This window comes from Pseudomonas sp. QS1027 (genome assembly GCF_002814235.1).
In the GTDB taxonomy this organism is placed as follows: domain Bacteria; phylum Pseudomonadota; class Gammaproteobacteria; order Pseudomonadales; family Pseudomonadaceae; genus Aquipseudomonas.
Window position 1 is genome coordinate 248,854 of record NZ_PHSU01000007.1, and the last position, 26,720, is coordinate 275,573.

Genomic DNA, 26,720 nt, shown 5'->3' on the forward strand with positions numbered 1-26,720 from the left:
GCGTGTTCGCTGAACCGGTCGGAGCCGAGGCTCCCGGGCCAAGCCGTTCCCCCGTTTGCAGGAGACAGGACATGAGTGCAGTGATCGATGACCATGGCCATGGCGGCCACGATGAGCACGCCGCCCACGGTCCCGCCAAGGGCCTGATGCGCTGGGTGCTGACCACCAACCACAAGGATATCGGCACGCTGTACCTGTGGTTCAGCTTCGCCATGTTCCTGCTCGGTGGCTCCTTCGCCATGGTGATCCGCGCCGAACTGTTCCAGCCGGGGCTGCACATTGTCGAACCGGCGTTCTTCAACCAGATGACCACCATGCATGGCCTGGTGATGGTTTTCGGCGCGGTGATGCCGGCCTTCGTCGGCCTGGCCAACTGGATGATCCCGCTGATGATCGGCGCGCCGGACATGGCCTTGCCGCGGATGAACAACTTCAGCTTCTGGCTGTTGCCGGCGGCCTTCTCGTTGATGGTCTCGACCCTGTTCATGCCCGGCGGCGGGCCGAACTTCGGCTGGACCTTCTATGCGCCGCTGTCGACCACCTACGCGCCCGAAAGCGTGACCTTCTTTATCTTCGCCATCCACATGATGGGCATCAGTTCGATCATGGGCGCGATCAATGTGATCTCGACCATTCTCAACCTGCGTGCGCCGGGCATGACCCTGATGAAGATGCCGCTGTTCGTCTGGACCTGGCTGATCACCGCGTTCCTGCTGATCGCCGTGATGCCGGTGCTGGCAGGCGTTGTGACCATGATGCTGATGGACATCCATTTCGGCACCAGCTTCTTCAGCGCCGCCGGAGGCGGTGACCCGGTGCTGTTCCAGCACGTGTTCTGGTTCTTCGGCCACCCCGAGGTGTACATCATGATCCTGCCGGCGTTCGGCGCGGTCAGTGCGATCATCCCGGCGTTTTCCCGCAAGCCGTTGTTCGGCTACACCTCGATGGTCTATGCCACGGCGAGCATCGCCTTCCTCTCGTTCATCGTCTGGGGCCACCACATGTTCGTGGTCGGCATTCCCCTGGTCGGCGAGCTGTTCTACATGTACGCGACCATGCTGATCGCGGTGCCGACCGGGGTGAAGGTGTTCAACTGGGTCAGCACCATGTGGCAAGGCTCGCTGACCTTCGAGACGCCCATGCTGTTTGCGGTGGCCTTTGTCATCCTGTTCAGTATCGGCGGTTTTTCCGGGCTGATGCTGGCGATGGCGCCGGCGGACTTCCAGTACCACGGCACCTATTTCGTGGTGGCGCATTTCCACTACGTGCTGGTGCCGGGGGCGATCTTCGGGATCTTCGCTTCCACCTACTACTGGCTGCCGAAGTGGACCGGCCACATGTACGACGAAACCCTTGGCAAGCTGCACTTCTGGCTGTCGTTCATCGGCATGAACCTGACCTTCTTCCCGATGCACTTCGTGGGCCTGGCGGGTATGCCACGGCGGGTACCGGACTACAACCTGCAGTTCGCCAACTTCAACATGGTCTCGTCGATTGGCGGTTTCATGTTCGGGGTCACCCAGTTGCTGTTCCTGTTCATCGTCATCAAGTGCATCCGCAGCGGTCCGCCGGCCCCGGCCAAACCCTGGGATGGTGCCGAAGGCCTGGAGTGGAGCATTCCGTCACCCGCGCCGTATCACACCTTCACCACGCCTCCGGAAGTGAAATAGATCATGGCCGACTCGATCTCGCTCAAGCGCCTGGTCACACGCCTGTTGTTGGTGGTGGTAGCGATGTTCGCCTTCGGTTTTGCCCTGGTGCCGCTCTACGACGTGATGTGCAAGGCCTTCGGGATCAACGGCAAGACCGCCGGGCAATATGAGGGCGAGCAGGTGGTCGATCTGTCGCGCAATATCGGTGTGCAGTTCCTCTCGACCAATGCCGTCGACATGGTCTGGGAGTTCTACCCCAAGGCCGACCAGTTGAGCGTGCACCCCGGTGCCGTCAACGAGATGCTCTTCGTGGCCTACAACCCCACCGACCATGTGATGAAGGCCCAGGCCATCCCGAGCATCGCCCCGGCGAATGCGGCGGTGTACTTCCACAAGACCGAATGCTTCTGCTTCACCCAGCAGACCTTGCAGCCCGGGCAGCGCATCGAGATGCCGGTACGTTTCATCGTTGATCGCGACATGCCCAAGGATGTGAAGCAACTGACGCTGGGCTACACGCTGTTCGACATCACCGCCCGCAACCCGCCTGTAGCGGGTACGGGCGGCTAGGACATTTGGCGTGCCCGATAAGGAGAACAATAAATGGCGATTCATGAGCACTATTACGTACCGGCCCAGAGCAAGTGGCCGATCATTGCCACGGCGGGCATGCTGACCACGATGTTCGGCCTGGGCACCTGGTTCAATGACCTGAAGGCGGCGCGCCCGGATTCCCACGGCCCGCTGATCTTCTTCATCGGCGGACTGCTGCTGGCCTACATGCTCTTCGGCTGGTTCGGCACGGTGATCAAGGAAAGCCGCGCCGGACTCTACAGCCCGCAGATGGACCGTTCGTTCCGCTGGGGCATGAGCTGGTTCATCTTTTCCGAGGTGATGTTCTTCATCGCCTTCTTCGGCGCGCTGTTCTATGTGCGCAATCTGTCGGTGCCCTGGCTGGCCGGTGACGGCGGTGCGAAAGGCATCGCCCACCTGCTCTGGCCGAACTTCCAGAACGCCTGGCCATTGCTGCACAACCCCGATCCGAAGCTCTTTCCCGGCCCCAGGGAAACCATCAGTCCCTGGGGGTTGCCGCTGCTCAATACCGTGTTGCTGGTCAGTTCCAGCGTCACCGTGACCATCGCCCACCATGCCCTGAAAAACGGCCATCGCGGTGCGCTGAAGATCTGGCTGGCGATCACCGTGCTGCTGGGGATCGCGTTCCTGAGCTTCCAGGCCAAGGAATACATGCATGCCTATCACGAACTGGGGCTGACCCTGGGTTCGGGCATCTACGGCGCGACCTTCTTCATGCTCACCGGCTTCCACGGCGCCCACGTGACCATCGGCACCCTGATCCTGTTCGTGATGCTGATGCGGGTCATGCGCGGGCACTTCAATGCCGAGCATCAATTCGGTTTTGAAGCGGCCAGTTGGTATTGGCACTTCGTCGACGTGGTCTGGATCGGCCTGTTCGTCTTCGTCTACGTGCTCTGAGCCTTGCCGGCCCCGGGTTTTTACCAGGGCGCCGAGGACACCAGTTGGCCGCTGAAAAAGCCCCAGGTGATCAAGGCCAGGGTGATCACGGCAAGCCCGACCCGCACAGTCAGGGCATGGACCAGGCGCTTGGAGTGCGCGTCGTCCTTCACCAGGAAGAACAGGCCGCTGAACAGGCTGGCCACCGTGGCCAACAGCATCAGGACAATCGCCGCTTTCAACATGGTGAGACTCCGGGGGGGATGCGCATGCAATTGAGTATAGCGAGTCGAATACGCGCCACCGGGGTGCGGTCATGAGGCGCTTCCAGCCCGGCATCGCGCCGACCCTGGTGGTGCTCGTGCTGCTGCCGTTGCTGGTCTGCCTGGGTTTCTGGCAGCTGAGTCGCAGCGAGCAGAAACGCGTGCTGCTGGAGAACCATGCCCAGCGCCGCACCGCCGCACCGGTGGCCGGCGACCAGTTGAAAGCCATGACCGATCCGGCGTTCCGGCGGGTGCGATTGAGCGGCCAGTTCGACGCCGAACACAGCTACCTGCTGGATAACCGCATGCGTGACGACCGGGTCGGCGTCGAGCTGTTGCAGCCGTTCCACGACGAGGTCAGCGGCCTGTGGTTGCTGGTCAACCGCGGCTGGTTGCCCTGGCCGGACCGGCGCACGCCGCCGGTGTTCAGCACCCCCGCGCAACGGCTGGAGATCGGTGCCTGGGTGTATGTCTCGCCTGGCGCGACTTTCCAGTTGGGCAGCGACCCGGCCAATGCGAGCTGGCCACGGCTGGTGACCGCGATCGACCCGGACAAGCTCTGGGCGGAATTGGGACGCACCGGTTTCAACTACGAACTGCGCCAGGAGTCCGGTCCGGCGGCCTACGAGGCCGGCTGGCCGGTGGTCTCCGAAGGCATGGGGCCGGAAAAACATGTGGCCTATGCCGTGCAGTGGTTCGCCATGGCGCTGGCGCTGTTCGGCCTTTATCTCTACCTCGGATGGCATAACGCAAGGGAGAAACACCATGGGAGCGGCCATGAATCCGAATCCACTGAACACAGCTGAAGCACCGACCCCGCCGCGGCGTGCCCGCGGTCGCTGGCAATTGATCATGATCCTGCTGGTGGTGATCGGCCCGATGGTCCTCGCCACCGGGATGTACAAGTTGCAGTTCTGGGTGCCGGAGAGCCGCAGCTATCACGGTGAGTTGATCGGCAATGGCGAGAGCCGCGCCGACCTCGGCGTGCAGACCGACGAGCAGCGTTGGCAGATGCTGGTGACGTCACCCCAGGACTGCACAGCGGACTGCCAGCAACTGGTCTACCTGGCGCGGCAGATCCAGATCGCCCTCGGTCGCGATGCTTCCCGGGCCAGCCATGCCCTGGCGGCGGCGCAACCCCTGGAGGCGACCTACGACGCCAAGCTCAAGCGCGAATACCCGCAGTTGCAACGCTACCCGCTGGATCTTGCGGCCTACAACCGGGAAGCCAAGGGTAACGGCGCGGCGCAACTGTGGATCGTCGATCCCCACGGCAATCTGGTGCTGCGTTATGACGCCACGGTCAAGGGCAAGGACCTGCTCAACGACCTGGTGCAACTGCTGAAACTGTCGAATATCGGATGAGGGCATCGTCATGGCCAAACCTGGATTTCGCCTCGCGCTGTTCGCCACGCTGCTGGCGCTGATCGTCGTCCTGCTGGGCGCCTATACCCGGCTGACCCACGCCGGCCTGGGCTGCCCCGACTGGCCGGGCTGCTACGGCTTTATCAGCGTGCCCCAGAGCGAAGCCCAGCTGGCCCATGCCGAACTGCATTTTCCCGATACCCCGGTGCAAGCCCACAAGGGCTGGAACGAGATGGTCCACCGCTACTTCGCCGGAACCCTGGGGCTGCTGATCGTCCTGTTGGCCGCACGCTCCTGGCATGAACGCCGGCGTGACGGGCAACCATTGAAATTGCCGCTGTTCCTCTTGGGAGTGGTCTTCGCCCAGGCGGCCTTCGGCATGTGGACGGTCACCCTCAAGCTCTGGCCCCAGGTGGTCACGGCCCATCTGCTCGGCGGCTTTGCCACCTTGAGCCTGCTGTTCCTGCTGACCTTGCGCCTGTCCGGCGTGCTGCCGGCGCTGGCGGTGCCGCGACGCCTGCAGCGCTGGGCCACGGCCGGGCTGTTGTTGGTGATTTTGCAGATCGCCCTCGGCGGCTGGGTCAGTTCCAATTATGCGGCGGTGGCCTGTATCGACCTGCCGACCTGTCACGGGCAATGGTGGCCGAACGCGGATTTTGCCAACGGTTTTCACCTGACCCAGCATATCGGCCCCAACTATCTGGGCGGCCAGCTCGACAGCGATGCGCGCACGGCGATTCACCTGACCCACCGCATCGGCGCCCTGCTGGTGACCCTGGTGCTGTGCGGCCTGGCCTGGCAATTGCGGGCGGTGGGCATGACCCGGCTCGCCGGTTTGCTGCTGCTGGCGCTGGCGGCGCAGATCAGCCTGGGCCTGAGCAATGTCTACTTTCATCTGCCGCTGCCGGTGGCCGTGGCGCACAATGCCGGCGGTGCGGCGTTGTTGCTGACGCTGGTGCTGGTCAATTACCACGCGCGTACCGCGCTGGTCCGGGTGCGCGCGCAAGCGCCGGCACGCTGGCGTCTGAGCCCGATCAAAGCGGTCCATGCGCCCATCACGATCAAGGGAGAAATGCCGTGGCGACTGTAATCGGTGAGCGTCAGGGCCAGGCCCTGTGGCGCGACTACCTGGAGCTGACCAAACCCAAGGTGGTGGTGCTGATGCTGATCACCTCGCTGGTGGGCATGTTTCTCGCGACCCGCGCCGGCGTGCCCTGGACCGTGCTGGTGTTCGGCAACCTGGGCATCGCCCTGTGTGCCGGCGGCGCGGCGGTGGTCAACCATGTGGTGGATCGGCGCATCGATGCGCTGATGGCCCGCACCCACAAGCGGCCGCTGGCCCAGGGCCGGGTGTCGCCGACGGCGGCGCTGAGTTTCGCCCTGGTTCTCGCGGTGCTCGGGCAAGCCTTGTTGCTGAGCTTCACCAATCCGCTGACGGCCTGGCTGACCCTGGCCTCCCTGCTCGGTTACGCGGTGATCTACACCGGCTTTCTCAAGCGTGCCACGCCGCAGAATATCGTGATCGGCGGCCTGGCCGGGGCGGCGCCGCCGTTGCTCGGCTGGGTCGCGGCCACCGGCCATGTCAGCGCCGAACCGCTGCTGCTGGTGCTGATCATCTTCGCCTGGACCCCGCCGCACTTCTGGGCCCTGGCCATCCACCGCAAGGAGGAGTACGCCAAGGCGGATATCCCGATGCTGCCGGTGACCCATGGCGAGCATTACACCAAGGTGCATATCCTGCTCTACACCTGTGTCCTGCTGGCGGTCAGCCTGCTGCCGTTCGTGATCCACATGAGCGGCCTGCTCTACCTGGTCTGCGCCACGCTCCTGGGCGCGCGCTTCCTGCATTGGGCGTGGGTGTTGTACCGTGGCAGTCAGCCGCATGCGGCGATCAACACCTTCAAGTACTCTATCTACTACTTGTTCCTGCTGTTTATCGCGCTGCTTGTCGATCACTACCTATTGTTGAATCTATGACTCGAGTTCAGAAAACCGTTTTTATTCTCGTCGCCGTGGTGGCCCTGGTCCTGGGCCTGACGGTCAACAAAGTGATCCATAACCAGCGCCAGGGCGAGCCCACGGCGATGATCGATGCGGGGATCATCCTGCTGCCCCAGAGCCGTTCGCTGCCCGGGGTGAAGATGACCGACCAGAACGGCCAGCCGGTGCAGGTCGACGAGCTCAAGGGCAAGTGGAGCCTGCTGTTCTTCGGCTACACCTTCTGCCCGGACATCTGCCCGACCACCCTCGCCCAGCTGCGTCAGATCAAGAGTGAATTGCCCAAGGATGTGGTGGGTCAGTTGCAGGTGATCCTGGTGAGTGTCGACCCCAACCGCGATACGCCGCAGCAGCTCAAGCAGTACCTGGGTTACTTCGATCCGGATTTCCGCGGGCTGACGGCCGGTTCGATCGACGACCTGCAGAAAGTCGCCAATGCGCTGAGCATTCCGTTTATTCCCGCGGACACCAGCAAGCCCAACTACACGGTTGACCATAGCGGCAACCTGGCGTTGGTCGGGCCGGACGGCACCCAGCGTGGTTTTATCCGGGCACCGTTGAACAACCAGAAGCTGGTGGCGCAGTTGCCGGAGTTGCTCACGCGCAAGTAGCGGTTACTTGGCAAACATCTGCCCGATGTCCTTGAAGGCCTTGAACTCCAGGGCATTGCCGCAGGGGTCGAACAGGAACATGGTTGCCTGTTCGCCCACCTGCCCCTTGAAGCGCACGTAGGGTTCGATGACGAACCGGGTGCCCTTCTCTTTCAGGCGTTCCGCCAGGGCTTCCCAGGTTTCCCATTCCAGCACCACACCGAAATGCGGTACCGGCACGTCGTGGCCGTCCACCGGGTTGCTCAATGCCTGTTCCTGGGCCGCGGTCTTGGCCTGGTGGTGAATCACCAACTGGTGACCGAAGAAGTCGAAGTCCACCCAGTGATCGCTGCTGCGTCCTTCCGGGCAGGCAAAAACATCGCCGTAGAAATGTCGGGCCGCGGCCAGGTCATGAACCGGGATTGCCAGGTGAAAGGGTGAAAGCGCCATGTCGGATACCAGGCTGGGGGAAGGAGCTTTCAGTGTAGCGATGATTATTTTGCTGGAAAGCGCATATTCTTGCTTCCGAGCCCGACTATTTTTACTAGGTGCCCCATGCTCCGTGAACTCAAGACCTTTATCCGCGTTGCCCGCGAAGGCACCTTTGTCGCCGCCGGCCAGCAGGTGGGGCTGACCCAGTCGGCGGTCAGTGCGCAAATGCGCGTGCTGGAGCAGAACCTCGGGGTGCGTCTGTTCGACCGCAGCGGGCGGGCCGCCGTGCTGAATGCGGCGGGTCGCCATGCGTTGCCCCTGGCCGAGCAGATCCTCGCCTTGTATGGGCAGATGGCCCTGTCGACGAGCGCCGCCGAGTGGCAAGGGGAGTTGCGTATCGGCGCCATTGCCACGGTGCAGACCGGTTTGTTACCCCAGGCCTTGCCGCGTTTTCGCCAGGCGGCGCCACGGGTGGAGTTGAAGCTGGTGCCGGGGGTTTCCCTCAATCTGCTGGGCCAGGTGGATGCCGGTGAGCTGGACCTGGCGCTGTTGATCAAGCCGCCGTTCGAGCTGCCCAAGGAGTTGCTGGAGATTCCCCTGGCCAGCGAGCCCTTTGTGCTGATCGCGCCGCTGCACCTGCCGGGTGATGACCCGCTGCAATTGCTCGCCGAGCAGCCGTTCGTGCGTTATGACCGGGCCTCCTTTGGCGGGCGCCTGGTCAGTCAGTTTCTGCGGGAACAGCGGATACAGGTACGCGATGCGCTGGAGCTGGATGAGCTGGAAGCGATTGCGCGGATGGTGGAGTGCGGGCTGGGGGTGTCGCTGGTGCCCCGGGCGGGACTGTGGTTGCAGCGGGCGGACCAGTTGCGGGTGATCGAGTTGGGCGAGCTGACTTTCGAGCGGCAGTTGATCGCGGTGTTGCGTCGCGCCCAGCGGCAGCCGGCACTGGATTGCCTGCTGGAGTGTCTGCGCCAGCCGTTGTAGGAGCCGTCATCCGGCTCCTACACGGTGTACTTTAGAACGCCGGCAGGACCGCGCCCTTGTACTTCTCGAGGATGAAGGCTTTCACTTCAGGGCTGTGCAGCGCGGCGACCAGCTTCTGGATCGCGTCGGAATCCTTGTTGTCCGGACGGGCCACCAGGATGTTCACGTACGGCGAGTCGCTACCTTCGATGATCAGCGCGTCCTTGGACGGATCCAGCTTGGCTTCCAGGGCGTAATTGGTGTTGATCAGGGCCAGGTCGACCTGGGTCAGCACGCGCGGCAGGGTGGCGGCTTCCAGTTCGCGGATCTTCAGGTCCTTGGTGTTCTCGACGATGTCTTTCGGCGTCGACAGGATGTTGGTGGCGTCCTTCAACTTGATCAGACCGGCTTTCTGCAGCAGCAACAGCGCGCGGCCGCCGTTGGTGGCGTCGTTCGGGATCACCACATTGGCGCCGCCCGGCAGGTCGGCGAGTTTCTTGTACTTGCTGGAGTAGGCGCCCAGCGGCTCCAGGTGCACGCCGGCCACGCTGACCAGATTGGTGCCCTTGGCCTTGTTGAACTCATCCAGGTACGGCTGGTGCTGGAAGAAGTTGGCGTCCAGGCGCTTTTCGGCGACTTGCACGTTCGGCTGCACGTAGTCGGTGAAGACCTTGACCTTCAGGTCCACGCCTTCTTTGGCCAGGACCGGTTTGACGAACTCGAGGATTTCCGCGTGGGGAACCGGCGAGGCGGCCACGGTCAGGGTTTCCGCGGCGTGGGCCGAGAAGGCGGCAACGGCGGCAAAGGCAGCAATCAGTTTTTTCATCGAACGACTCCATGTGAGGGGCGCGGGTTCAGGCGCATGCCGGCCTCGGCCGGCTTATTCAGTTGTAAAAGCGAGACTTACTTGCGGGAAAAGTGCACCACCAGCCGGTCGCCGATGGTCTGCAGCACCTGCACCAGGACGATCAGCATGATCACCGTGACCACCATGACATCGGTCTGGAAGCGCTGGTAACCATAGCGGATTGCCAGGTCGCCGAGGCCGCCGGCACCGACCACGCCGGCCATGGCGGTATAGCTCACCAGGGTAATCGCGGTCACGGTAATCGCCGCGAGAATACCCGGACGGGCTTCCGGCAACAGCGCATTCAGAATGATCTGGCGCGTGGTCGCGCCCATCGCCTGGGTGGCTTCGATAATGCCCCGGTCGACTTCGCGCAGCGCGGTTTCCACCAGCCGTGCGAAGAACGGCGCGGCGCCGATCACCAGCGGCGGAATAGCGCCGGCTACACCGAGGGAGGTGCCGGTGAGGAGCACGGTGAACGGAATCATCACGATCAGCAGGATGATGAATGGCAGGGAACGCACCACGTTCACCACGAAGGCCAGGATCGCGTAGGTAGCCTTCTGCTCCAGCAACTGGCGCGGGCTGCAGAGGAACAGCAGGATCCCCAGCGGCAGGCCCAGCAGGATGGTGAACACCAGCGAGGTGCCGAGCATCAGCATGGTGTCGCCGGTGGCTTCCCAGATATCCGCCCAGTCGACGTTGGCGAAGAAATTCAGAAACAGGTCCATCAGCGCAGTACCTCCATATGGACATCGGCGGCGGTGAAGCGCGCGAAGGCGGCTTCCATGTCGCCGCCGGTGACGGCGAGCGTCAGTTGCCCATAGGGGGTGTCCTTGATGCGGTCGATGCGCCCGGCGAGGATGCTGTAGTCCACGCCGGTTTCACGGGCGACCGTACCCAGCAGCGGCGCGTAGGTGGCGTCGCCCTGGAAGGTCAGACGCACGATACGACCCGGCACATGGGCGAAGTCGTCGCGCTGCTCGCTTTCGTCGATCTGCTCGTCCTCCTGGACGAAGCGGCGGGTGGTCGGATGCTTGGGGTGCAGGAACACCTCGGCCACCGGACCCTGCTCGACGATCACGCCGGCATCCATCACGCCGACCACATCGCAGACCCTGCGGATCACGTCCATTTCATGGGTGATCAGGACGATGGTCAGTTTCAGCTCGCGGTTGATCTCGGCCAGCAGTTGCAGGACCGACGCGGTGGTTTGCGGGTCGAGGGCGCTGGTGGCTTCGTCGCACAGCAGGATCTTCGGCTTGGTCGCCAGGGCACGGGCGATACCGACCCGCTGCTTCTGGCCGCCGGACAGCTGGGCCGGGTACTTCTTCGCGTGGTCGGACAGGCCGACGCGTTGCAGGAGTTCGGCGACGCGCTGGTCGATCTCGCGACGGGACAGCTCGCCGGCCAGGGTCAGCGGCAGCGCGACGTTGTCGGCCACGGTCTTGGAGGCCAGCAGGTTGAAGTGCTGGAAGATCATCCCGACCTGTTGGCGGAAACGCCGCAGGCCATTGGCGTCGAGCGCCGTGACTTCGTCGTCGTCGACAATGATCTGGCCGCCGCTGGGGGCTTCCAGGCGATTGATCAGACGCAGCAGGGTACTTTTTCCCGCACCGGAATGACCGATCAGGCCGAACACCTGGCCGTTTTCAACCCGCAGGTTGGTGGGGTGCAGGGCGGGAATATCCTTACCGGCGACCCGGTAGGTTTTATGGACGTTATGAAACTCGATCACGTAGCGAACCTTGTGGGGCGCAATGGAAAAAGGTCAGCGGTTAGCCGGGCGGGCATTTTAGCCTGTCCGTATAGGTCGTCTTAGCATTTATTTCGCATTCTACCTTTAATTTGGGCATATCTCGATCAGCGGCAGTCGTCGCGCCGAGCGCCGTCGAGTGGTGGTATAGCGCTCTGGCGGTACTGGCTGGCAGCCTCCTCATTAACGGGTTTACATCGATCGTAATGTGTTGTGTAGGAAGCTTCTTTGATATGAAGTCCAGCGGCTTTTTGATAGGAGATGGATCCAACTCGGACGCTGGGAATTAATATTTTGAATCGGCTTTTTCCGAGACTTGTTATTTTTGTTCCAGTAGGCTTTTAACTAATCCGGCTCCCGAAGGATGTTGTTATCTTCGGGTGTTACAAGTTTCTTGATTGAGATTTGTGAATTGAGTGTTTAGCCGGAAAGCAATGGATGGCCTTAGTCGTTTTATTTGTTTGACACGGAATTTCCGTGTTTCCGATAAGTTTGGAAACAATAAATAAGGTGATCGCATTGAAACCACTCAAGACCATGGTAATGGGTTTGCTCGCCCTGTCGATTCATAATGTCGCAGCCGCCAGTCATAGTTCGACGGACTCGTCGGGCGCCCAGAATATTATTGCCTCTCAAAAATTGCTGATGTTCGGCCCTCCGTCTGCACAAGTGCTTCCACAGACTTTTGCCGCCTGGTCACGCCTGATGGCAGATGCCCTGGGGCCCGAGGAGATAGAGCGGCAACGAACCAATATTGCGTTGGCTTATCTGGATATCGCGGCCGTTGCACAGGATGAGAATGCCCAGGCCAAGGTCGGCCAGCTGTTTGCCGAGCAGATACCCGTTTTGCTGAAAATGGACAGTGAGAATACCGAGTTGAAGAGCCAGGTCGCTTCTTTGTTTGGTATTGCCGGTTCCTCGCGGTATACGTTGTTTTACCGAAAAAACAACGCCCAGATAGAAGTCCAGGATTTCGATGATTTGAGTTCGCCGGAACAGGTTGCCGCACTCGAAGAGCAGCTGCTGAAGTGGCAGTCCGGACAAGATGGACATGCAGCCACTGAGGCGGAAGAAGGCGTCGCAATATTACAAGGGCCGGCTGAACACCCACCTGCCGGTGCTCCGGCGCAAGTAAGTTCTTCGGATTTTACGGCGGTGCCGAGCCTGACATTCAACTTGTCTAAAACGGGCCCGAGGGGTGAAGTCTCGACATTAGCCAATATCGAGATCATCAGAAGTGCCCTGCGTGCTCAGGACAAGAAATTCATTATTATCAAGGGGCATCCGACGACGATTAAATCGGCGAGAAATGGCATTGTCACCCCGATACCCGGCGTCAGGAATCTCTGGGCCTCCTATCTGCCCCAGACGTACCGGGTGAGTCATGTGGTCGAGGCTGCCGGTGCCGGTCCGGGCCTGGTGAAATTTGCTCCCCCGAGTGATGGCCGAACGGAGTTCAGTTACAGCGAGACACAGACCCGTGGATTCACCATCGGTGGTTCGGTAGGTGCCGAGTTCGGGCCAGGAGCATCGGATAAGGCCACCTACGTGGCCAAATCCCCTTTCAGCCTGGGTGCCAGTTATGAGCACACCAATAGCAAAACCCTGGCGACCAGCTTCAAGGACTACTCGTTGTTGGCCTCGTCAAATAACCGGGGCGCGCTTTGGGAGGCCCCCATTGCCCCGCGTCTCAGAAGTGCGCTGATTGACAGGGTCACCGCGAACGGGCCGATTCTGACCGAGAGCCGCATGACGCCGATGATGCGCCAGGCCAGTCTGGAAACCTACAGTGTCTGGGAGTTGCCGGGCAGCTACAGCGGCAATGCAAACGTGATAGTCGGGGCTGGCTATGACCTTCAGTTGGACGAATGGTGGCGGGATCGGACCCAGATCAGGAAGCGCAGCGAGTTGATCAACTATGGGCATAACAGTGAATTTGTCCTGGATTTATCGAGCCCTTACCTGACGCGGGAGATGTCGGTGCTCATCCGCTCCCAGGACGGTGCCGGAAGATGCCTGGTCGAGTCGGGGAGCACGGTGACGCTTGCCGCGTGTAATGCCCAGCAAAAAAGCCATCTATGGGGACTCGATTCGGAAAGTCGTTATGTAAACCGGGAGTCCGGAAAATGCCTCTCGTTGCAGGAGCGCTCCGGTGCGCTGTCGACTGAAACCTGCCGTATCGACAATCGCCAACAATGGGAGTGGCGTGCCGACAGGATTCATTCGCTCTATAACCTGGACTGGCGACTGTTTGTCCAGGGGGCGCGGCCCTCGGCAAAGCCGGACGGCTCGATGGCTTTCGACGATGTGCCGGTCAATGCCTTCAACCGCTTCAATATCCCTTGGGCCAGTTATCCCGGGGCGCCTTCGGCGGGCGATGTCATGCCCAACGAAAATGGTGTTTCACCGCAGATCAGCCCGGACTGGGTCGCGACCTACAGAAACCCTGTCGATGCCCGTCAGCGGTGGCGTATTGAAATACTTCGGGATGGGCTGTAATCGCTTGGCCTGATGGAGCAGGGGTACCGAGCAGGATGAAGCTTGCGCGGTACCCGCCTCGGCCAGAAAAAAGGAACGGTGAGCCTCCTCCGTCAGTCACTAATCAGGCAACTCGAATCCCGTCCCCCGGGAATTTTGCCCCCCAGCCCAGGATTGCCGGGCACTGCAAACGAGGAGTCTTACCTGATGAGTACCCGCAAACCCAAGGCCAGCCAGAGCCAGATGGCTGGAACCGATACCCCGGATCGCCACAACAGCAACGCCAAGCTGGAGAGCCTGGAACCCTTTCGCTCGGACGCCACCGAACAGGCGCTGCGGACCAATCAGGGGGTGAAGGTTGCCGATAACCAGAACACCCTCAAGGCCGGCGCCCGTGGCCCGTCGCTGCTGGAAGACTTCATCATGCGCGAGAAGATCACGCATTTTGACCATGAGCGGATTCCCGAGCGTATCGTCCATGCCCGGGGCACGGGCGCCCATGGCTACTTCCAGGCCTACCAGAATCACGCCGAGCTGACCAAGGCCGGCTTCCTCCAGGACCCGGACCAGAAGACCCCGGTGTTCGTGCGCTTCTCCACTGTCCAAGGCCCGCGCGGCTCCGCCGACACGGTGCGCGACGTGCGTGGCTTCGCGGTGAAGTTCTTTACCGAGGAAGGCAATTTCGACCTGGTCGGCAACAACATGCCGGTGTTCTTCATCCAGGACGCCATCAAGTTTCCCGACTTCGTCCACGCCGTCAAACCCGAGCCCCACAACGAGATCCCCACCGGCGGTTCGGCCCACGACACTTTCTGGGACTTTGTCTCGCTGGTGCCGGAATCGGCCCACATGGTGCTCTGGACCATGTCCGACCGGGCGATTCCCAAGAGCCTGCGCAGCATGCAGGGCTTTGGCGTGCATACCTTCCGCTTGATCAATGCCGAGGGCCGTTCCAGCTTCGTCAAGTTCCACTGGCGGCCAACGGTCGGCACCTGCTCATTGGCCTGGGATGAAGCCCAGAAGTTGGCCGGCAAGGACGCTGACTTCCATCGTCGCGATCTCTGGGAATCGATTGAAAGTGGCGACTACCCCGAGTGGGAGTTCGGTGTGCAGATCATTGCCGAGGAAGACGAGCACGGGTTCGACTTCGATATCCTCGACCCCACCAAGCTGGTCCCCGAGGAGCTGGTGCCGATCACTCCGCTGGGCAAGATGGTGCTCAACCGCAACCCGGACAACTTCTTCGCCGAGACCGAGCAGGTGGCCTTCTGTCCGGGGCATATTGTCCCGGGGATCGACTTCTCCAACGATCCGCTGCTGCAAGGTCGGTTGTTTTCCTACACCGATACGCAGATCAGCCGACTGGGCGGCCCGAACTTTCACGAGATTCCGATCAATCGTCCCCTGGCACCGTTTCACAGCAGCCAGCGCGACGCCCAGCATCGGAGCGTGATCGACAAGGGGCGTGCCTCCTATGAGCCCAATTCCATCGATGGCGGCTGGCCGAAGGAAACCCCGCCGGCGGCTCGGGACGGTGGGTTCGAGAGTTACCCGGAGCGTATCGACGCGAACAAGATCCGCCAGCGCAGCGAGTCGTTCGGCGATCATTTTTCCCAGGCCCGTTTGTTCTTCAACAGCATGAGCAAGTACGAGAAAGAACACATCATCGCGGCCTACAGTTTCGAGCTGGGCAAGGTCGAGCGTGAGCACATCCGCATTCGCCAGGTGAACGAGATCCTGGCCAATATCGACCTGGAGCTGGCCGCGCGGGTGGCCGGGAACCTTGGCCTGCCCAAGCCGAAGGCCGCCACCGTGGCGCCGCGCAAGACCGATCAGGTGCGGTCGCCGGCGTTGAGCCAGGCGAATCTGCTGTCGGGGGATATCAAGACGCGCAAAGTGGCGATTCTGGCGGCCAATGGTGTCGATGGCGAGGCGATTGCCGCGCTGAAGAAGCTGCTGGCGCGGGAAGGGGCGCATGCCAAGGTGCTGGGGCCGACTTCGGCGCCGGTCAGCACGGTGCAGGGGCAGAGCCTGGCGGTGGATGCTTCGATGGAGGGCTCGCCGTCGGTGGCGTTCGACGCGGTGTTCGTGCCTGGCGGCGCGGCGTCGGTGCAGGCGCTGAGTGGCGATGGCGTGGCCTTGCACTACCTGTTGGAGGCCTACAAGCATTTGAAGGCGATTGCCTTGCATGGCGAAGCGAAGCAGTTGCTGGAGGTGCTGCATCTGCAGGCGGATGAGGGCTTGATCGCGGGCGATGACGCCAAGGTGCTCAAGGCGTTTGTCGCGGCGATGGCCAAACATCGGGTCTGGGATCGGGAGGAAAGGGCCAAGGCGGTGCCGGCCTGAGGGCGTCGGCGTCAGTCAGATCGCTATCGTCAGCAAGCTGGTTCCTACAGTTTGGGGTTCGACCACGGATCGGTGGAACCGCACAGAACCTGTAGGGGCCGGCTTGCCGGCGATGGCGGCGTTACGGCTTGCGCGGGGTCAGGACTACCTGGGCCTGTACCTGCCGGTCGATCTGCTTGTCGATCTTCAGCTCGAAGCCTGAATCAAGCTTCTTCACGCGTTTTTCCAGCAGGGTCGCCAGCCACGGGTAATCCTGGGTGCGCGGCACCTGGAAGGTCACCGTGCACTGGTAATTCACCACGTCCGCCGCCAGTGCATCCATCTGCTTGCGCAGTTGCGCGACGTCCTGGATGTTCAGGGCAATGGTGCTGCTTTCGGCACTCGGGTCGATCACGCGTGCTGCCGGCTTGGCTTCGGCAGCCTTGAGCGCGGCCTCGGCCTTTTCCAGCTCGGCCTTGCGCGCCTGGGCAATCGCGCCGTTGACCCCACCGGTCAGCGCGGGGGCCTTGGGCATCAGCGCCCGGGCACGGCTCAGGGCCGTGGCGGCGGCGTTGACGTCGCCTTTTTGCAGCACGATCTGGCTGCGTTGCAGATAGGCTTCGGCCAGCTGCCGCTGGTAGGTCACCCACTGGGGATCGTCCGGCGACTGCGTCTGCAAGGCACCCAATTGATCCTCGGCAGTGGCCAGTTCATTGCTGTTGATGCTCTGCTCCAGCGCGGCAATGGCCGCGACCCTGGCGTCGGGCACCGAGGTGTCCACCGGCGGGGTGCTCTGGCAGGCCCCCAGCAGCAGGGAAAATGCGACAAGGAGCAGATAACGGGAGGCGAACGGCTTCATTCCTGCGACTCTCTAATTGCGCAAAAAACGAGCAAGTCTACACCCCTCTGCGTGGCAGGACAAAACTCAGCAGAAACAGGCCGGCAGCCGTGACCACGATGGACGGCCCCGCGGGGGTGTCCTTGAACCAGGACAACGCCAGGCCACCGCACACCGCGAGCATGCCGAGCAGGCTGGCACCCAGGGCCATCTGCTCCGGCGAACGGGCGTGGCGCTGGGCGGCGGCGGCCGGGATGATCAGCAACGAGGTGATCAGCAGCACGCCGACGATCTTCATCGCCACCGCGATCACCACGGCGATCAGCAGCATCAACGCCATGCGCAGCGACGCCACCGGCAAGCCTTCGACAGTGGCCAGCTCTTCATGCACGGTGATCGCCAGCAGCGGCCGCCAGAGGCTGATCAACAACACCAGCACCGCCGCGCTGCCACCGAGGATCCAGTACAGGTCGGTGGTGCTGATGGCCAGCAGGTCACCGAACAGGTAACCCATCAGGTCGATCCGCACTTCATGCATGAAGCTTAGTACCACCAGGCCGAGGGACAAGGTGCTCGGCGCGAGAATTCCCAGCAGGGTGTCGGAGGCCAGGGGCTGGCGTTGTTGCAGGGTCACCAGCAGCACCGCCAGCAGCAGGCAGCCGACGGTCACCGCCAGGGTCGGGCTGACGTCCAGCAGAAAACCCAGGGCCACGCCGAGCAGGGCCGCGTGGGACAGGGTATCGCCGAAATAGGCCATGCGTCGCCAGACCACGAACGAACCCAGCGGGCCCGCCACCAGGGCCAGGGCCAGGCCTGCGAGCAGGGCGTAGAGCAGAAAATCAGCCATGCTTGCAGCTTTCTCCATGAACGTGGGTATGGGCCGCGCCGGCCTCTTCGCTGACCACGGCGCCATGCAGGTCGTGGGCGTGGTCATGGTGGTGGTGATAGATCGCCAGGCTCTGGGCGTTCTGCCCGAACAGCTCGACGAAGGCCGGGTCGCCACTGACCTGCTCGGGATGGCCGGAGCAGCAGACATGGTGGTTGAGGCAGACCACCTGGTCGGTGGTGCTCATCACCAGGTGCAGGTCGTGGGAGACCATCAGCACGCCGCAGCCGTGGCGGTCGCGCAGACGGGTGATCAGGCTGTAGAGCTCGGCCTGGCCGGCGACATCGACCCCTTGCACGGGCTCATCGAGCACCAGCAGTTGCGGTTCGCGCAGCAGTGCCCGGGCCAGCAGCACCCGCTGCATTTCGCCGCCGGAGATGCTTTGTACCGGGCTGTCGATCACCTGTTCGGCACCGACTTCGCCCAGGGCCGCCATGGCCCGAGCGCGGTCGACGCCGGGTACCAGGCGCAGGAAGCGCAGCACCGAGAGCGGCAGGGTCGGGTCGACGTGGAGTTTCTGCGGCATGTAGCCGACCCGCAGCTTCGGCTTGCGCCAGACCGTCCCGCGATCCGGCTTGAGCAGGCCGAGCACAGCGCGCACCAGGGTGGTCTTGCCGGCGCCGTTGGGGCCGATCAGGGTGACGATCTGCCCGGGCTCGACGCTCAGGTGGATATTGTCGAGCACGTTCTGCCCGGCAAAGGTCACGCCCACCTGCTCGAGGCGAATCAGCGCAGTGCTCATCAGGCCCCCTGGCAACCCGAGCAGAGCCCGATCACTTCGACGGTCTGGGCCTCGACGGCAAAGCCGACATCCCGGGCACTGCCGATAATGGCGTCGCTGATGGACTTCTGTTCCAGCTCGATGGCGGCGTGGCACTGGCGGCAGATCAGGAACTGGCCCTGGTGCGCATGTTCCGGATGGTTGCAGCCGACAAAGGCGTTGAGCGAGGCGATGCGATGGACCAGGCCGTTGTCCAGCAGGAAGTCCAGGGCGCGGTAGACGGTCGGCGGCGCGGCGCGGCGGCCGTCCTGCTCGCTCAGTACGGCGAGGATGTCATAGGCGCCCAGCGGCTTGTGGCTCTGCCAGACCAGTTCGAGCACCCGCCGCCGCAGGGCGGTCAGGCGCAGGCCCTGGCGTGCGCACAGGGCATCGGCGTCGGACAGCGCGCTGTGCACGCAATGAGAGTGATCATGGGGACGACTGGCGAGAGGGGTTTTGGGCATGAGCGGCGACGGCGTTTGTGAGAGACGTTATTATGTTACCTGTTCCTGCCACCTTGAGTGTTCATCGTGCCCCGTCTTTTTGCCTTTTTTGTCGCTATCAGTGCCAGTTTGTTGGTGATTTCCCCGGTTCAGGCGCAAGTCAGCGTCCTGACCAGCATCAAGCCCCTGCAGTTGATTGCCGCCGCCGTGCAGGAAGGTGTCGATACCCCTGAAGTGCTGCTGCCACCGGGCGCTTCGCCGCACAACTACGCGTTGCGGCCATCCGATGTGCGCAAGGTGCAGTCGGTGGACCTGCTCTACTGGATCGGCCCGGACATGGAAAGCTTCCTGCCGCGCGTGCTCAAGGGCCGCAGCCTGCCGACCGTGGCGGTGGAGGGCTTGCCGGGGATGAAGCTGCGTCGGTTTGCCGAAGATAGCCACTCTCATGCCGAAGATGCCGACGAACATGACCATGATCATCGTCCGGGCACGCTGGATGCGCACCTGTGGCTATCGACGGTGAATGCCCGGGTGATTGCCGCGCGCATGGCTGCGGACCTGAGTGCGGCCGATCCGGCCAATGCTGAGCGCTATCAGAGCAATGTGCAGGCTTTCGATGCGCGGCTCGATGCCCTGGATGCGCGGTTGAAGGCGCGTCTGGCGGGCGTGGTGGGCAAGCCGTACTTTGTCTTCCATGAGGCCTTCGATTACTTCGAGGATGCCTATGGGCTCAAGCACACCGGCGTGTTCAGCGTGGCCGCCGAAGTGCAGCCGGGCGCCCAGCACGTGGCGGCGATGCGCACGCGTTTGCAGGAAGTGGGCAAGACCTGTGTGTTCAGCGAACCGCCGTTGCGGCCACGGCTGGCGGAAACCCTGGTGAGTGGCTTGCCGGTGAAGCTGGCCGAGCTGGATGGCCTGGGTGGCTACACGCCGGCGACGGCCCATGGCTATGAGCAGGTGCTGGAGAAGCTGGGTAATGATCTGGCGGAGTGCCTGGAGCATCTGTAAGGCTTAAGGGCCTCTTCGCGGGCAAGCCCTGCTCCTACAATGTGGCGGCGTACACAAAATCGGTGAACGACGCCGTACTGTAGGAGCAGGGCTTGCCCGCGAAGCTTTTGGCGGCCTTGAAGGCGCCATCGCCAGCAAGCCCTACAAAGGCTTGGGTTCGCTTTAGAGCGCGAACGGCAACGAGCAGCTGACCTGCTGGCGCTGCGCCAGGCGAAGCTGGAATTCCATCGGATCGTGGATCAGCACGTCCTGCCCGGCAAAGGACTCGGCGGCAATCAGGCGCGACAGCCAGAAGCGCACGCAGCCCACCCGCAACATCGTCGGCCACAGTTCGGCTTCACCCGCGGTGAACGGCCGCAGACCGGCATAAGCCCCCAGCAGCGCCCGGGCCCGTTGCCCATCGAGCACCCCGGCCTCATCCGAACACCAGTCGTTCAAGGCAATCGCCACGTCGTAGAGCATCGGCCCGGAACAGGCGTTGTAGAAGTCGATCAACCCGGTCAGGTGGGTGCCTTCGAACATCGCGTTGTCGCGGAACAGGTCGGCGTGCAGGTTGGCCCTTGGCAGCGCGAGGATCTGCGCCTTGTACCGCCCAATCTCTTCCAGCGCCGCTTGCAGCAAGCCGCGCGCCTCGTCGCCCAGATGCGACTTGAGCTTTTCGCCCTCTTCGAGCATCCAGTCCAGGCCGCGATCGGTCTTGCGCTCGATAATATGGTTGCGGGTCGCCAGGTGCAGGTGGCCGAGCAACTCGCCGACTTGCGCACAGTGCTGGGCGTTGGCGACCTTGATGTGCTTGCCGGCCAGCCGCGGTTGCAGCAATGCCGGCTTGCCGGCCAGTTCGCGCAGGGCCTGGCCGTCGGTGGTGCGCAAGGCATAGGGCACTGGCAGGTCGGCGTCGTGCAGCACGTCGAGCAGTTCGATGAAGAACGGCATTTCCTGCACCGGTCCGCGTTCAACCAGGGTCAGGACGTACTCGCCCTTCTCCAGGCTGATGAAGAAGTTGGTGTTTTCACTGCCGGCGGCAATTCCCTGGAAGTCGAGCAGACGACCGAGCCCGTAAGGGGCGAGAAAGGTTTCCAGCTCAGGCCGAGCCAGGGGGGTGAACACAGACATGGTTAAAACTGCCAGTACGGGCGCCGCCCAGGGCGGCGCCGATTAAAGTTAAGGGCTCACTTCCACTCAAGGATCTTCCATGCCGGAATCAGCATATCCGGTTGGTCCGAGCGGATGAAGTTTGCATCAGTACCGTCGGCACGCACCAGGAAGTAAGGCTTGCCACCTTTGGGGGTGACCTTTATGGCATACAGAAAGCCATTTTGCCGGTATTCCTGGATCGTTTTGTCCCCTTCCGTGTGGATCGTCACTTCTGGATCGGCTACCGGTGCATCCGACGCGGCCATGACGGCCAACGGCGAGAGTGCAAGCAGGCCGCCCAATAACAGGCGATTGAGTTTACGCATGATAACCTTGTCCCTTTGTCGTCAACGGTCCGGCTATTCTACCGCCGCACCCGCCGAAAAGGTTGATCGTACTCATGAGCCAAGCTCCTCTCGTCCTGGTGGACGGTTCTTCTTACCTGTATCGCGCCTTCCACGCGATGCCGCCGCTCACCACGTCCAAGGGGTTGCCCACCGGGGCGGTCAAGGGCGTGCTGAACATGCTCAGAAGCCTGCGCAAACAGTATCCGCAAAGCCCGTTCGCGGTGGTCTTCGACGCCAAGGGCGGGACCTTTCGCGATGAAATGTACGCCGACTACAAAGCCAACCGCCCGAGCATGCCCGATGACATGCGCGTGCAGATCGAGCCGCTGCATGCCAGCGTGCGGGCCATGGGCTTTCCGTTGCTGTGCGTGGAAGGCGTGGAAGCCGACGATGTGATCGGTACCCTGGCCCGCAGCAGCGCGGCCGCCGACCGCCCGGTGGTGATTTCCACCGGTGACAAGGACATGGCGCAACTGGTCGACGGGCACATTACCCTGGTCAATACCATGAACGAAACGTCCATGGACGTGGAGGGCGTGAAGGCGAAGTTTGGCGTCGCTCCCGAGCAGATCATCGATCTGCTGGCGCTGATGGGCGACTCTTCCGACAACATTCCCGGGGTCAAGGGTGTCGGCGAGAAAACCGCCGTGGCGCTGCTGGTGGGGGTCAACGGTGGTTTGAAAGAACTCTACGAGCAGCTCGACCAGGTGCCGAACCTGCCGATTCGCGGGGCCAAGACCTTGCCGGCCAAGTTGCTCGAGCACAAGGACATGGCCTTCCTGTCCTACCGGCTGGCCACCATCAAGGTCGATGTGCCGCTGGAGATCGGCCTCGACGACCTGCACCTGGGCGAGCCGGATCGGGAAAAGCTCGCCGAGCTGTATGCCGAGCTGGAGTTCAAGAGCTGGATCGACGAGTTGCAGCGTGAAGCCAAGCGCGCCGAGCTGGCCGCCGCGGCGGCGCCTGTGGCCGACAGCACCGGGCTCTTCGACGGCGAACCGGCGGATGCCGGCCCGCCAGTGGCCGAGGCCCCCAGCGAGCCACAGTACGAAACCATCCTCGACCAGGCCCGCTTCGATGCCTGGCTGGAGAAGCTCAAGGGCGCCAAGCTCTTCGCCTTCGACACCGAAACCACCGGGATCGACGCGCAACAGGCGCAACTGGTCGGGGTTTCCTTTGCCGTGCAAGCCAATGAAGCCGCCTATGTACCGCTGACCCATGCCTATCTCGATGTGCCGCAGCAACTGGACCGTGACAGCGTGCTGCGAGCCTTGAAGCCGCTGCTGGAAGACCCGGAAAAGCTCAAGGTCGGCCAGCACGCCAAGTTCGACATGAATATCCTCGCCAACTGCGCCATCGGCGGTGACCCGGCGTGCGGCATCACGGTGCGTGGCATCGCCTTCGATACCATGCTCGAGTCCTACGTGCTCAATGCCACGGCAACTCGGCACGATATGGACAGCCTGGCGAAGAAGTACCTCGACTACGACACCGTCAGCTTCCAGGACATCGCCGGCAAGGGCGCCAAGCAGCTGACCTTCGACCAGATCGCCCTGGAGCAGGCCGGGCCGTATGCCGCCGAAGACGCCGACGTGACCTTGCGCCTGCACCTGGCCCTGCATGAGCAACTGGCCGCCGTGCCGAGCCTGCTCAGCGTGCTGACCGATATCGAAATGCCGCTGGTGCCGGTGCTGGCGCGGATCGAGCGCCAGGGCGCGCTGGTGGATGCGGCGTTGCTCGGGGTGCAGAGCATCGAGTTGGGCAAGAAGATGGTGGAGCTGGAGCGCGAGGCGTTCGTGATCGCCGGCGAAGAGTTCAATCTCGGTTCGCCCAAGCAGTTGGGGGCGATTCTCTACGAGAAACTCGGCCTGCCGGTGCTGAAGAAGACCGGCAAGGGGCAGGCGTCCACGGCCGAAGAAGTGCTGGCCAAGCTGGCCGAGGACGACTATCCGTTGCCCAAGGTGCTGATGCAGTACCGCTCCATGAGCAAGCTGAAAAGCACCTACACCGATCGCCTGCCGGAGCAGATCAATCCGCGCACCGGGCGTATCCACACCTCCTATCACCAGGCAGTGGCGGCCACCGGGCGGTTGTCCTCCAGCGATCCGAACCTGCAGAACATCCCGGTGCGCACCGCCGAAGGCCGGCGGATTCGCCAGGCGTTCGTCGCGCCCAAAGGCTACAAGCTGCTGGCGGCGGACTATTCGCAGATCGAACTGCGGATCATGGCCCACTTGTCCAAGGACGAAGGCTTGCTCAATGCCTTCCGCCACAACCTCGACGTGCACACGGCGACGGCGGCGGAAGTGTTCAAGGTCGAGTTGGGCGAGGTCACGTCCAACCAGCGCCGCAGTGCCAAGGCCATCAACTTCGGCCTGATCTATGGCATGGGCGCACAGAAGCTGGGCAAGGATATCGGCGTCGACACCAAGACCGCCAAGGCCTACATCGACGTGTATTTCGCCCGCTACCCGGGGGTTCGCGAATACATGGAGCGCACCCGCGGCCAGGCTTCGGAGCAGGGTTATGTGGAAACCCTGTTCGGGCGTCGGCTGTACCTGCCGGAGATCCACTCCAACCGGCCCCAGGAGCGCGCCGGTGCCGAGCGCACGGCGATCAACGCGCCGATGCAGGGCACGGCCGCGGACATCATCAAGAAGGCCATGGTGGCGGTGGATAACTGGCTTTGCGAATCCGGCCTGGATGCCCGGGTCATCCTCCAGGTGCACGATGAACTGGTGCTGGAGGTGCGCGAAGATCTGGTGGAAGAGGTCAGCGAGAAGATCCGCGTCCATATGAGCGGCGCGGTGCAACTGGATGTGCCGTTGCTGGTGGACGTGGGTGTGGGCGATAACTGGGATGAGGCGCACTGAGCCCGCCATTTGCCGCGACATGACGTCGCGGCAAAACAACATCGAAAGGCCATTAGTTCAAAGATGCCAGCCACTTATGCCAAATAGTTTTTGAAAATTTTTGGAACTAAATCGGCAAAACGGCACTCAGAGTTACTGAATGGCTGGTGAAGCCCTTCGATGCTCCTATGTTGTGTTAAGTGTTGGCAGATATTCCGGACGCCGCCCTAGCGGTTCGGAACTTGGACCCCGAACTTCCCCTCCCCATACGAAGTCCGGGGTTTTTTTTGCCCCCAAACTGGCTGTGGCACGCTCATGCTGCGTTAAAAGCGCGGCGCGAAAGACTCATTTACAGCCAGTAAACTTCGCCTTTCACGCCGCGCTTTTGCCTTGCCTGAGCGCACCACAGACAGTTTGGTGTCCGTCTGTCGGGCCTCAAAAGCAAAAAGAGCCTTATTCCGCCGCCGCTTCTGCGCCCTTGTCCGCCAATTCCATCCAGTTCGCCAATACAGTGTAGGCCTCTTCCAGGCCCTGGCGCTTGGGCGCCGAGAACAGCTGGATGCTGATGGCATCACCCCAGCCCTTGCGGATTTCCGCCTGGACCTTGAGCAAGGTGTTCTTCGCCGCGCCGTAGGTCAGCTTGTCGGCCTTGGTCAGCAGGATGTGCATCGGCATGCCGCTGGCCACCGCCCAATCGAGCATCAACAGGTCGAAGTCGGTCATCGGATGGCGGATGTCCATCATCAGGATCAGACCCTTCAAACTCTCCCGGCCACCCAGGTACGCTTCCAGGTGACGCTGCCAGTGCAGCTTCAGCGGAATCGGAACTTTTGCATATCCGTAGCCCGGCAGGTCGACCAGACGCCGATCATCGTCTAGCTTGAAGAAGTTCAATAGCTGTGTGCGACCCGGGGTTTTCGAGGTGCGCGCCAGGCTCGCATGGGTCAGGGTGTTGAGGGCGCTGGATTTGCCGGCATTGGAACGGCCGGCAAAGGCCACTTCAAAACCTTCGTCGTCCGGGCACTGGTCGACTTTGGCGGCGCTGAGCATGAAGGTGGACTGTTGGCACAGGCCGAGAATGGGGTTCTTGAGTTGCATGGGATTTCCGATATGGGCGGTGCCGGGGATGGACGCGGCAGCAGTGTCATTTCCGTTTCAGTAGCGCCAGTATATAATGCCGCAGATTTTGTGTGTGCTTTGTCCCTGCATAGGATAAGGCCCACGGGGGCGATAGACCTAGACCGCGCACCAGAACGCGGTACGTCCCCAACCCTGAGAAGGTCATTTATGACCCAATGGCTGCTGGCCGCCGGACTCTTGATGCCGCTTTACAGCGCGCAGGCTACACAGGATCCGGAGGCCGTGTACAACCGTGTTTGTGGTGCCTGCCATGCCGGACAGCTGCCGATGGCCCCTCAAAAGGGTGACCAGACGGCCTGGAAGCCAAGATTGGCGCAAGGTATGGAGACGCTGGTGCAGCACGTGACCCAGGGTTTCAAGGCGATGCCGCCGCGTGGTTTGTGCATGGACTGCAGTACCGAGGATTACCGAAGCATCATCCAGTGGATGAGCGAGTAAGCCCGGTCCATAACTCTTAACCCTTAGCCGTAGTTGGATTAGCTGATGAACAAACTGATCGTGAGTCTGCTGTTGACCCTGGGGATCACAGGCCTGGCCCAGGCCGCCGGCGATGCCAAGGCCGGTCAGGCCAAGGCCGCTGTCTGCGGAGCCTGCCATGGGCCCGACGGCAACAGCATGGCCCCCAACTTTCCGAAACTCGCCGGCCAGGGCGAACGCTATTTGACCAAGCAGATGCAGGATATCAAGTCGGGCAAGCGCACGGTGCTGGAAATGACCGGCCTGCTGACCAACCTGAGCGATCAGGACCTGTCCGATATCGCCGCCTACTTTTCCAGCCAGCAAGGCAGCGTCGGCGCCGCCGATCCCAAGGTCGTGGCCCACGGCGAAGAGCTGTTCCGCGGCGGCAAGCTGGACCAGGGCATGCCGTCCTGCATCGGTTGCCATTCACCCAATGGCGCGGGCAACGCCGCAGCCGGCTTCCCGCACCTGGGCGGCCAGCATGCGCAATACATCGCCAAGCAGCTGACCGACTTCCGCGAAGGCAATCGCACCAACGACGGCGATACCAAGATCATGCAGAGCATCGCCGCGAAGATGAGCAACAAGGATATCGACGCCGTTTCCAGCTACGTACAGGGCCTGCACTGAGGGTCTGACGGCCTGGCGCGCGGGGGACTGTCATCTTTGGCAACGTTAATGATCGATTAATCCGCTGCTGCAACGATAAAA

At 62.3% G+C, this 26,720-nt stretch carries 27 protein-coding genes; 15 read left to right on the top strand and 12 right to left on the bottom strand.

The annotated features are described in order from the left end of the window. Positions 1-71 precede the first annotated feature (71 nt). Genes ctaD through CWE01_RS08030 form a run of 3 tightly spaced genes read left to right on the top strand, consistent with a single transcriptional unit; the run spans position 72 to position 3,146 of the window. Positions 72-1,670, top strand: a complete 1,599-nt coding sequence (ctaD, locus tag CWE01_RS08020) for a cytochrome c oxidase subunit I (RefSeq protein WP_100939988.1) — start codon at positions 72-74, stop codon at positions 1,668-1,670. 3 nt (positions 1,671-1,673) lie between these two features. Further along, positions 1,674-2,222, top strand: a complete 549-nt coding sequence (locus tag CWE01_RS08025) for a cytochrome c oxidase assembly protein (RefSeq protein ID WP_100939989.1) — start codon at positions 1,674-1,676, stop codon at positions 2,220-2,222. Positions 2,223-2,255: 33 nt separating this feature from the next. After that, positions 2,256-3,146 (top strand): cytochrome c oxidase subunit 3, encoded by an 891-nt coding sequence (locus tag CWE01_RS08030; RefSeq protein ID WP_100939990.1) that lies wholly within the window; start codon positions 2,256-2,258, stop codon positions 3,144-3,146. 20 nt (positions 3,147-3,166) lie between these two features. On the opposite strand, the gene CWE01_RS08035 is transcribed toward CWE01_RS08030, so the two are convergent. After that, on the bottom strand, positions 3,167-3,370 hold the full coding sequence (locus tag CWE01_RS08035; protein WP_100939991.1) for a twin transmembrane helix small protein: 204 nt from the start codon (positions 3,368-3,370) through the stop codon (positions 3,167-3,169). Positions 3,371-3,441: 71 nt separating this feature from the next. Between CWE01_RS08035 and CWE01_RS08040 the strand changes: the two genes are divergently transcribed. From CWE01_RS08040 to CWE01_RS08060, 5 genes are read left to right on the top strand one after another with little or no spacing between them, the layout of a single operon-like run. Beyond that, entirely contained in the window at positions 3,442-4,194 is a 753-nt protein-coding gene (locus tag CWE01_RS08040; RefSeq protein ID WP_100939992.1) for an SURF1 family protein, read from the top strand. Then, a complete protein-coding gene (locus CWE01_RS08045) occupies positions 4,154-4,753 on the top strand; it encodes a hypothetical protein (protein WP_100939993.1) in 600 nt (199 codons plus the stop codon). The genes CWE01_RS08040 and CWE01_RS08045 overlap by 41 nt, the downstream gene beginning before the upstream one ends. A gap of 10 nt (positions 4,754-4,763) precedes the next feature. Continuing rightward, positions 4,764-5,843, top strand: a complete 1,080-nt coding sequence (locus CWE01_RS08050; RefSeq protein WP_100939994.1) for a heme A synthase — start codon at positions 4,764-4,766, stop codon at positions 5,841-5,843. Next, positions 5,831-6,730, top strand: coding sequence for a heme o synthase (gene cyoE / locus CWE01_RS08055; RefSeq protein WP_100939995.1), 900 nt, complete (start codon positions 5,831-5,833; stop codon positions 6,728-6,730). The genes CWE01_RS08050 and cyoE overlap by 13 nt, the downstream gene beginning before the upstream one ends. Then, on the top strand, positions 6,727-7,362 hold the full coding sequence (locus tag CWE01_RS08060; protein WP_100939996.1) for an SCO family protein: 636 nt from the start codon (positions 6,727-6,729) through the stop codon (positions 7,360-7,362). The genes cyoE and CWE01_RS08060 overlap by 4 nt, the downstream gene beginning before the upstream one ends. A gap of 3 nt (positions 7,363-7,365) precedes the next feature. On the opposite strand, the gene CWE01_RS08065 is transcribed toward CWE01_RS08060, so the two are convergent. Beyond that, positions 7,366-7,791: a VOC family protein gene (locus CWE01_RS08065; protein ID WP_100939997.1), complete on the bottom strand. Its 426-nt coding sequence runs from the start codon at positions 7,789-7,791 to the stop codon at positions 7,366-7,368. A 105-nt stretch (positions 7,792-7,896) separates the two neighbouring features. On the opposite strand from CWE01_RS08065, the gene CWE01_RS08070 reads away from it, so the two are divergent. Beyond that, positions 7,897-8,757 carry a LysR family transcriptional regulator gene (locus CWE01_RS08070; RefSeq protein WP_100939998.1) on the top strand — a complete coding sequence of 287 codons (861 nt, stop codon included), beginning with the start codon at positions 7,897-7,899 and terminating at the stop codon, positions 8,755-8,757. 31 nt (positions 8,758-8,788) lie between these two features. On the opposite strand, the gene CWE01_RS08075 is transcribed toward CWE01_RS08070, so the two are convergent. The 3 genes from CWE01_RS08075 to CWE01_RS08085 all read right to left on the bottom strand — a co-directional run bounded on the left by CWE01_RS08075 (position 8,789) and on the right by CWE01_RS08085 (position 11,321). Further along, complete coding sequence (locus tag CWE01_RS08075) at positions 8,789-9,562, bottom strand: MetQ/NlpA family ABC transporter substrate-binding protein (protein WP_100939999.1); 774 nt, start codon at positions 9,560-9,562, stop codon at positions 8,789-8,791. A gap of 77 nt (positions 9,563-9,639) precedes the next feature. Then, positions 9,640-10,314, bottom strand: coding sequence for a methionine ABC transporter permease (locus CWE01_RS08080; RefSeq protein ID WP_100940000.1), 675 nt, complete (start codon positions 10,312-10,314; stop codon positions 9,640-9,642). After that, a complete protein-coding gene (locus CWE01_RS08085; RefSeq protein ID WP_100940001.1) occupies positions 10,314-11,321 on the bottom strand; it encodes a methionine ABC transporter ATP-binding protein in 1,008 nt (335 codons plus the stop codon). Before CWE01_RS08085 ends, CWE01_RS08080 begins: the two co-directional genes overlap by 1 nt. Positions 11,322-11,858: 537 nt before the next feature. Between CWE01_RS08085 and CWE01_RS08090 the strand changes: the two genes are divergently transcribed. Both CWE01_RS08090 and katE read left to right on the top strand, forming a co-directional pair. Next, positions 11,859-13,838 (top strand): ricin-type beta-trefoil lectin domain protein, encoded by a 1,980-nt coding sequence (locus CWE01_RS08090; RefSeq protein WP_157815193.1) that lies wholly within the window; start codon positions 11,859-11,861, stop codon positions 13,836-13,838. 153 nt (positions 13,839-13,991) lie between these two features. Continuing rightward, positions 13,992-16,163, top strand: coding sequence for a catalase HPII (gene katE / locus CWE01_RS08095; protein ID WP_256579330.1), 2,172 nt, complete (start codon positions 13,992-13,994; stop codon positions 16,161-16,163). Between the two features lie 121 nt (positions 16,164-16,284). On the opposite strand, the gene CWE01_RS08100 is transcribed toward katE, so the two are convergent. Genes CWE01_RS08100 through zur form a run of 4 tightly spaced genes read right to left on the bottom strand, consistent with a single transcriptional unit; the run spans position 16,285 to position 19,090 of the window. Next, entirely contained in the window at positions 16,285-17,001 is a 717-nt protein-coding gene (locus CWE01_RS08100) for a PA5502 family lipoprotein (protein WP_100940004.1), read from the bottom strand. 37 nt (positions 17,002-17,038) lie between these two features. Beyond that, positions 17,039-17,827: a zinc ABC transporter permease subunit ZnuB gene (znuB, locus tag CWE01_RS08105; RefSeq protein ID WP_100940005.1), complete on the bottom strand. Its 789-nt coding sequence runs from the start codon at positions 17,825-17,827 to the stop codon at positions 17,039-17,041. Further along, entirely contained in the window at positions 17,820-18,608 is a 789-nt protein-coding gene (znuC, locus tag CWE01_RS08110; protein ID WP_100940006.1) for a zinc ABC transporter ATP-binding protein ZnuC, read from the bottom strand. The genes znuB and znuC overlap by 8 nt, the downstream gene beginning before the upstream one ends. Then, positions 18,608-19,090 (bottom strand): zinc uptake transcriptional repressor Zur, encoded by a 483-nt coding sequence (zur, locus tag CWE01_RS08115; protein ID WP_100940007.1) that lies wholly within the window; start codon positions 19,088-19,090, stop codon positions 18,608-18,610. The genes znuC and zur overlap by 1 nt, the downstream gene beginning before the upstream one ends. Positions 19,091-19,156: 66 nt before the next feature. Between zur and CWE01_RS08120 the strand changes: the two genes are divergently transcribed. Continuing rightward, on the top strand, positions 19,157-20,077 hold the full coding sequence (locus tag CWE01_RS08120; protein ID WP_100940008.1) for a zinc ABC transporter substrate-binding protein: 921 nt from the start codon (positions 19,157-19,159) through the stop codon (positions 20,075-20,077). 162 nt (positions 20,078-20,239) lie between these two features. Here CWE01_RS08120 and CWE01_RS08125 read toward each other — a convergent pair whose 3' ends face one another. Beyond that, positions 20,240-21,190 carry a homoserine kinase gene (locus tag CWE01_RS08125; protein ID WP_100940009.1) on the bottom strand — a complete coding sequence of 317 codons (951 nt, stop codon included), beginning with the start codon at positions 21,188-21,190 and terminating at the stop codon, positions 20,240-20,242. 56 nt (positions 21,191-21,246) lie between these two features. Further along, positions 21,247-21,537, bottom strand: a complete 291-nt coding sequence (locus CWE01_RS08130; protein WP_100940010.1) for a DUF2782 domain-containing protein — start codon at positions 21,535-21,537, stop codon at positions 21,247-21,249. Between the two features lie 74 nt (positions 21,538-21,611). Here CWE01_RS08130 and polA point away from each other — a divergent pair, with 74 nt between their 5' ends. After that, complete coding sequence (gene polA, locus CWE01_RS08135; protein WP_100940011.1) at positions 21,612-24,431, top strand: DNA polymerase I; 2,820 nt, start codon at positions 21,612-21,614, stop codon at positions 24,429-24,431. A gap of 432 nt (positions 24,432-24,863) precedes the next feature. Here the strand turns inward: polA and yihA are convergent, their stop codons facing one another. Beyond that, positions 24,864-25,508 (bottom strand): ribosome biogenesis GTP-binding protein YihA/YsxC, encoded by a 645-nt coding sequence (gene yihA / locus CWE01_RS08140; protein WP_100940012.1) that lies wholly within the window; start codon positions 25,506-25,508, stop codon positions 24,864-24,866. Between the two features lie 189 nt (positions 25,509-25,697). Between yihA and CWE01_RS08145 the strand changes: the two genes are divergently transcribed. Together CWE01_RS08145 and CWE01_RS08150 are read left to right on the top strand one after the other, a co-directional pair. Continuing rightward, positions 25,698-25,988: a cytochrome c5 family protein gene (locus CWE01_RS08145; RefSeq protein ID WP_100940013.1), complete on the top strand. Its 291-nt coding sequence runs from the start codon at positions 25,698-25,700 to the stop codon at positions 25,986-25,988. A gap of 45 nt (positions 25,989-26,033) precedes the next feature. Then, a complete protein-coding gene (locus CWE01_RS08150; RefSeq protein ID WP_100940014.1) occupies positions 26,034-26,639 on the top strand; it encodes a cytochrome c in 606 nt (201 codons plus the stop codon). Positions 26,640-26,720: the final 81 nt, after the last annotated feature.

Bases quoted from the DNA above. Each gene is read 5' to 3' on its own strand.
- ctaD (WP_100939988.1), top strand. From the start codon at position 72: ATGAGTGCAGTGATCGATGACCATGGCCATGGCGGCCACGATGAGCAC.
- CWE01_RS08025 (WP_100939989.1), top strand. From the start codon at position 1,674: ATGGCCGACTCGATCTCGCTCAAGCGCCTGGTCACACGCCTGTTGTTG.
- CWE01_RS08030 (WP_100939990.1), top strand. From the start codon at position 2,256: ATGGCGATTCATGAGCACTATTACGTACCGGCCCAGAGCAAGTGGCCG.
- CWE01_RS08035 (WP_100939991.1), bottom strand. From the start codon at position 3,370: ATGTTGAAAGCGGCGATTGTCCTGATGCTGTTGGCCACGGTGGCCAGC.
- CWE01_RS08040 (WP_100939992.1), top strand. From the start codon at position 3,442: ATGAGGCGCTTCCAGCCCGGCATCGCGCCGACCCTGGTGGTGCTCGTG.
- CWE01_RS08045 (WP_100939993.1), top strand. From the start codon at position 4,154: ATGGGAGCGGCCATGAATCCGAATCCACTGAACACAGCTGAAGCACCG.
- CWE01_RS08050 (WP_100939994.1), top strand. From the start codon at position 4,764: ATGGCCAAACCTGGATTTCGCCTCGCGCTGTTCGCCACGCTGCTGGCG.
- CWE01_RS08060 (WP_100939996.1), top strand. From the start codon at position 6,727: ATGACTCGAGTTCAGAAAACCGTTTTTATTCTCGTCGCCGTGGTGGCC.
- CWE01_RS08065 (WP_100939997.1), bottom strand. From the start codon at position 7,791: ATGGCGCTTTCACCCTTTCACCTGGCAATCCCGGTTCATGACCTGGCC.
- CWE01_RS08070 (WP_100939998.1), top strand. From the start codon at position 7,897: ATGCTCCGTGAACTCAAGACCTTTATCCGCGTTGCCCGCGAAGGCACC.
- CWE01_RS08075 (WP_100939999.1), bottom strand. From the start codon at position 9,562: ATGAAAAAACTGATTGCTGCCTTTGCCGCCGTTGCCGCCTTCTCGGCC.
- CWE01_RS08080 (WP_100940000.1), bottom strand. From the start codon at position 10,314: ATGGACCTGTTTCTGAATTTCTTCGCCAACGTCGACTGGGCGGATATC.
- CWE01_RS08100 (WP_100940004.1), bottom strand. From the start codon at position 17,001: ATGAAGCCGTTCGCCTCCCGTTATCTGCTCCTTGTCGCATTTTCCCTG.
- znuB (WP_100940005.1), bottom strand. From the start codon at position 17,827: ATGGCTGATTTTCTGCTCTACGCCCTGCTCGCAGGCCTGGCCCTGGCC.
- znuC (WP_100940006.1), bottom strand. From the start codon at position 18,608: ATGAGCACTGCGCTGATTCGCCTCGAGCAGGTGGGCGTGACCTTTGCC.
- zur (WP_100940007.1), bottom strand. From the start codon at position 19,090: ATGCCCAAAACCCCTCTCGCCAGTCGTCCCCATGATCACTCTCATTGC.
- CWE01_RS08125 (WP_100940009.1), bottom strand. From the start codon at position 21,190: ATGTCTGTGTTCACCCCCCTGGCTCGGCCTGAGCTGGAAACCTTTCTC.
- CWE01_RS08130 (WP_100940010.1), bottom strand. From the start codon at position 21,537: ATGCGTAAACTCAATCGCCTGTTATTGGGCGGCCTGCTTGCACTCTCG.
- polA (WP_100940011.1), top strand. From the start codon at position 21,612: ATGAGCCAAGCTCCTCTCGTCCTGGTGGACGGTTCTTCTTACCTGTAT.
- yihA (WP_100940012.1), bottom strand. From the start codon at position 25,508: ATGCAACTCAAGAACCCCATTCTCGGCCTGTGCCAACAGTCCACCTTC.
- CWE01_RS08145 (WP_100940013.1), top strand. From the start codon at position 25,698: ATGACCCAATGGCTGCTGGCCGCCGGACTCTTGATGCCGCTTTACAGC.
- CWE01_RS08150 (WP_100940014.1), top strand. From the start codon at position 26,034: ATGAACAAACTGATCGTGAGTCTGCTGTTGACCCTGGGGATCACAGGC.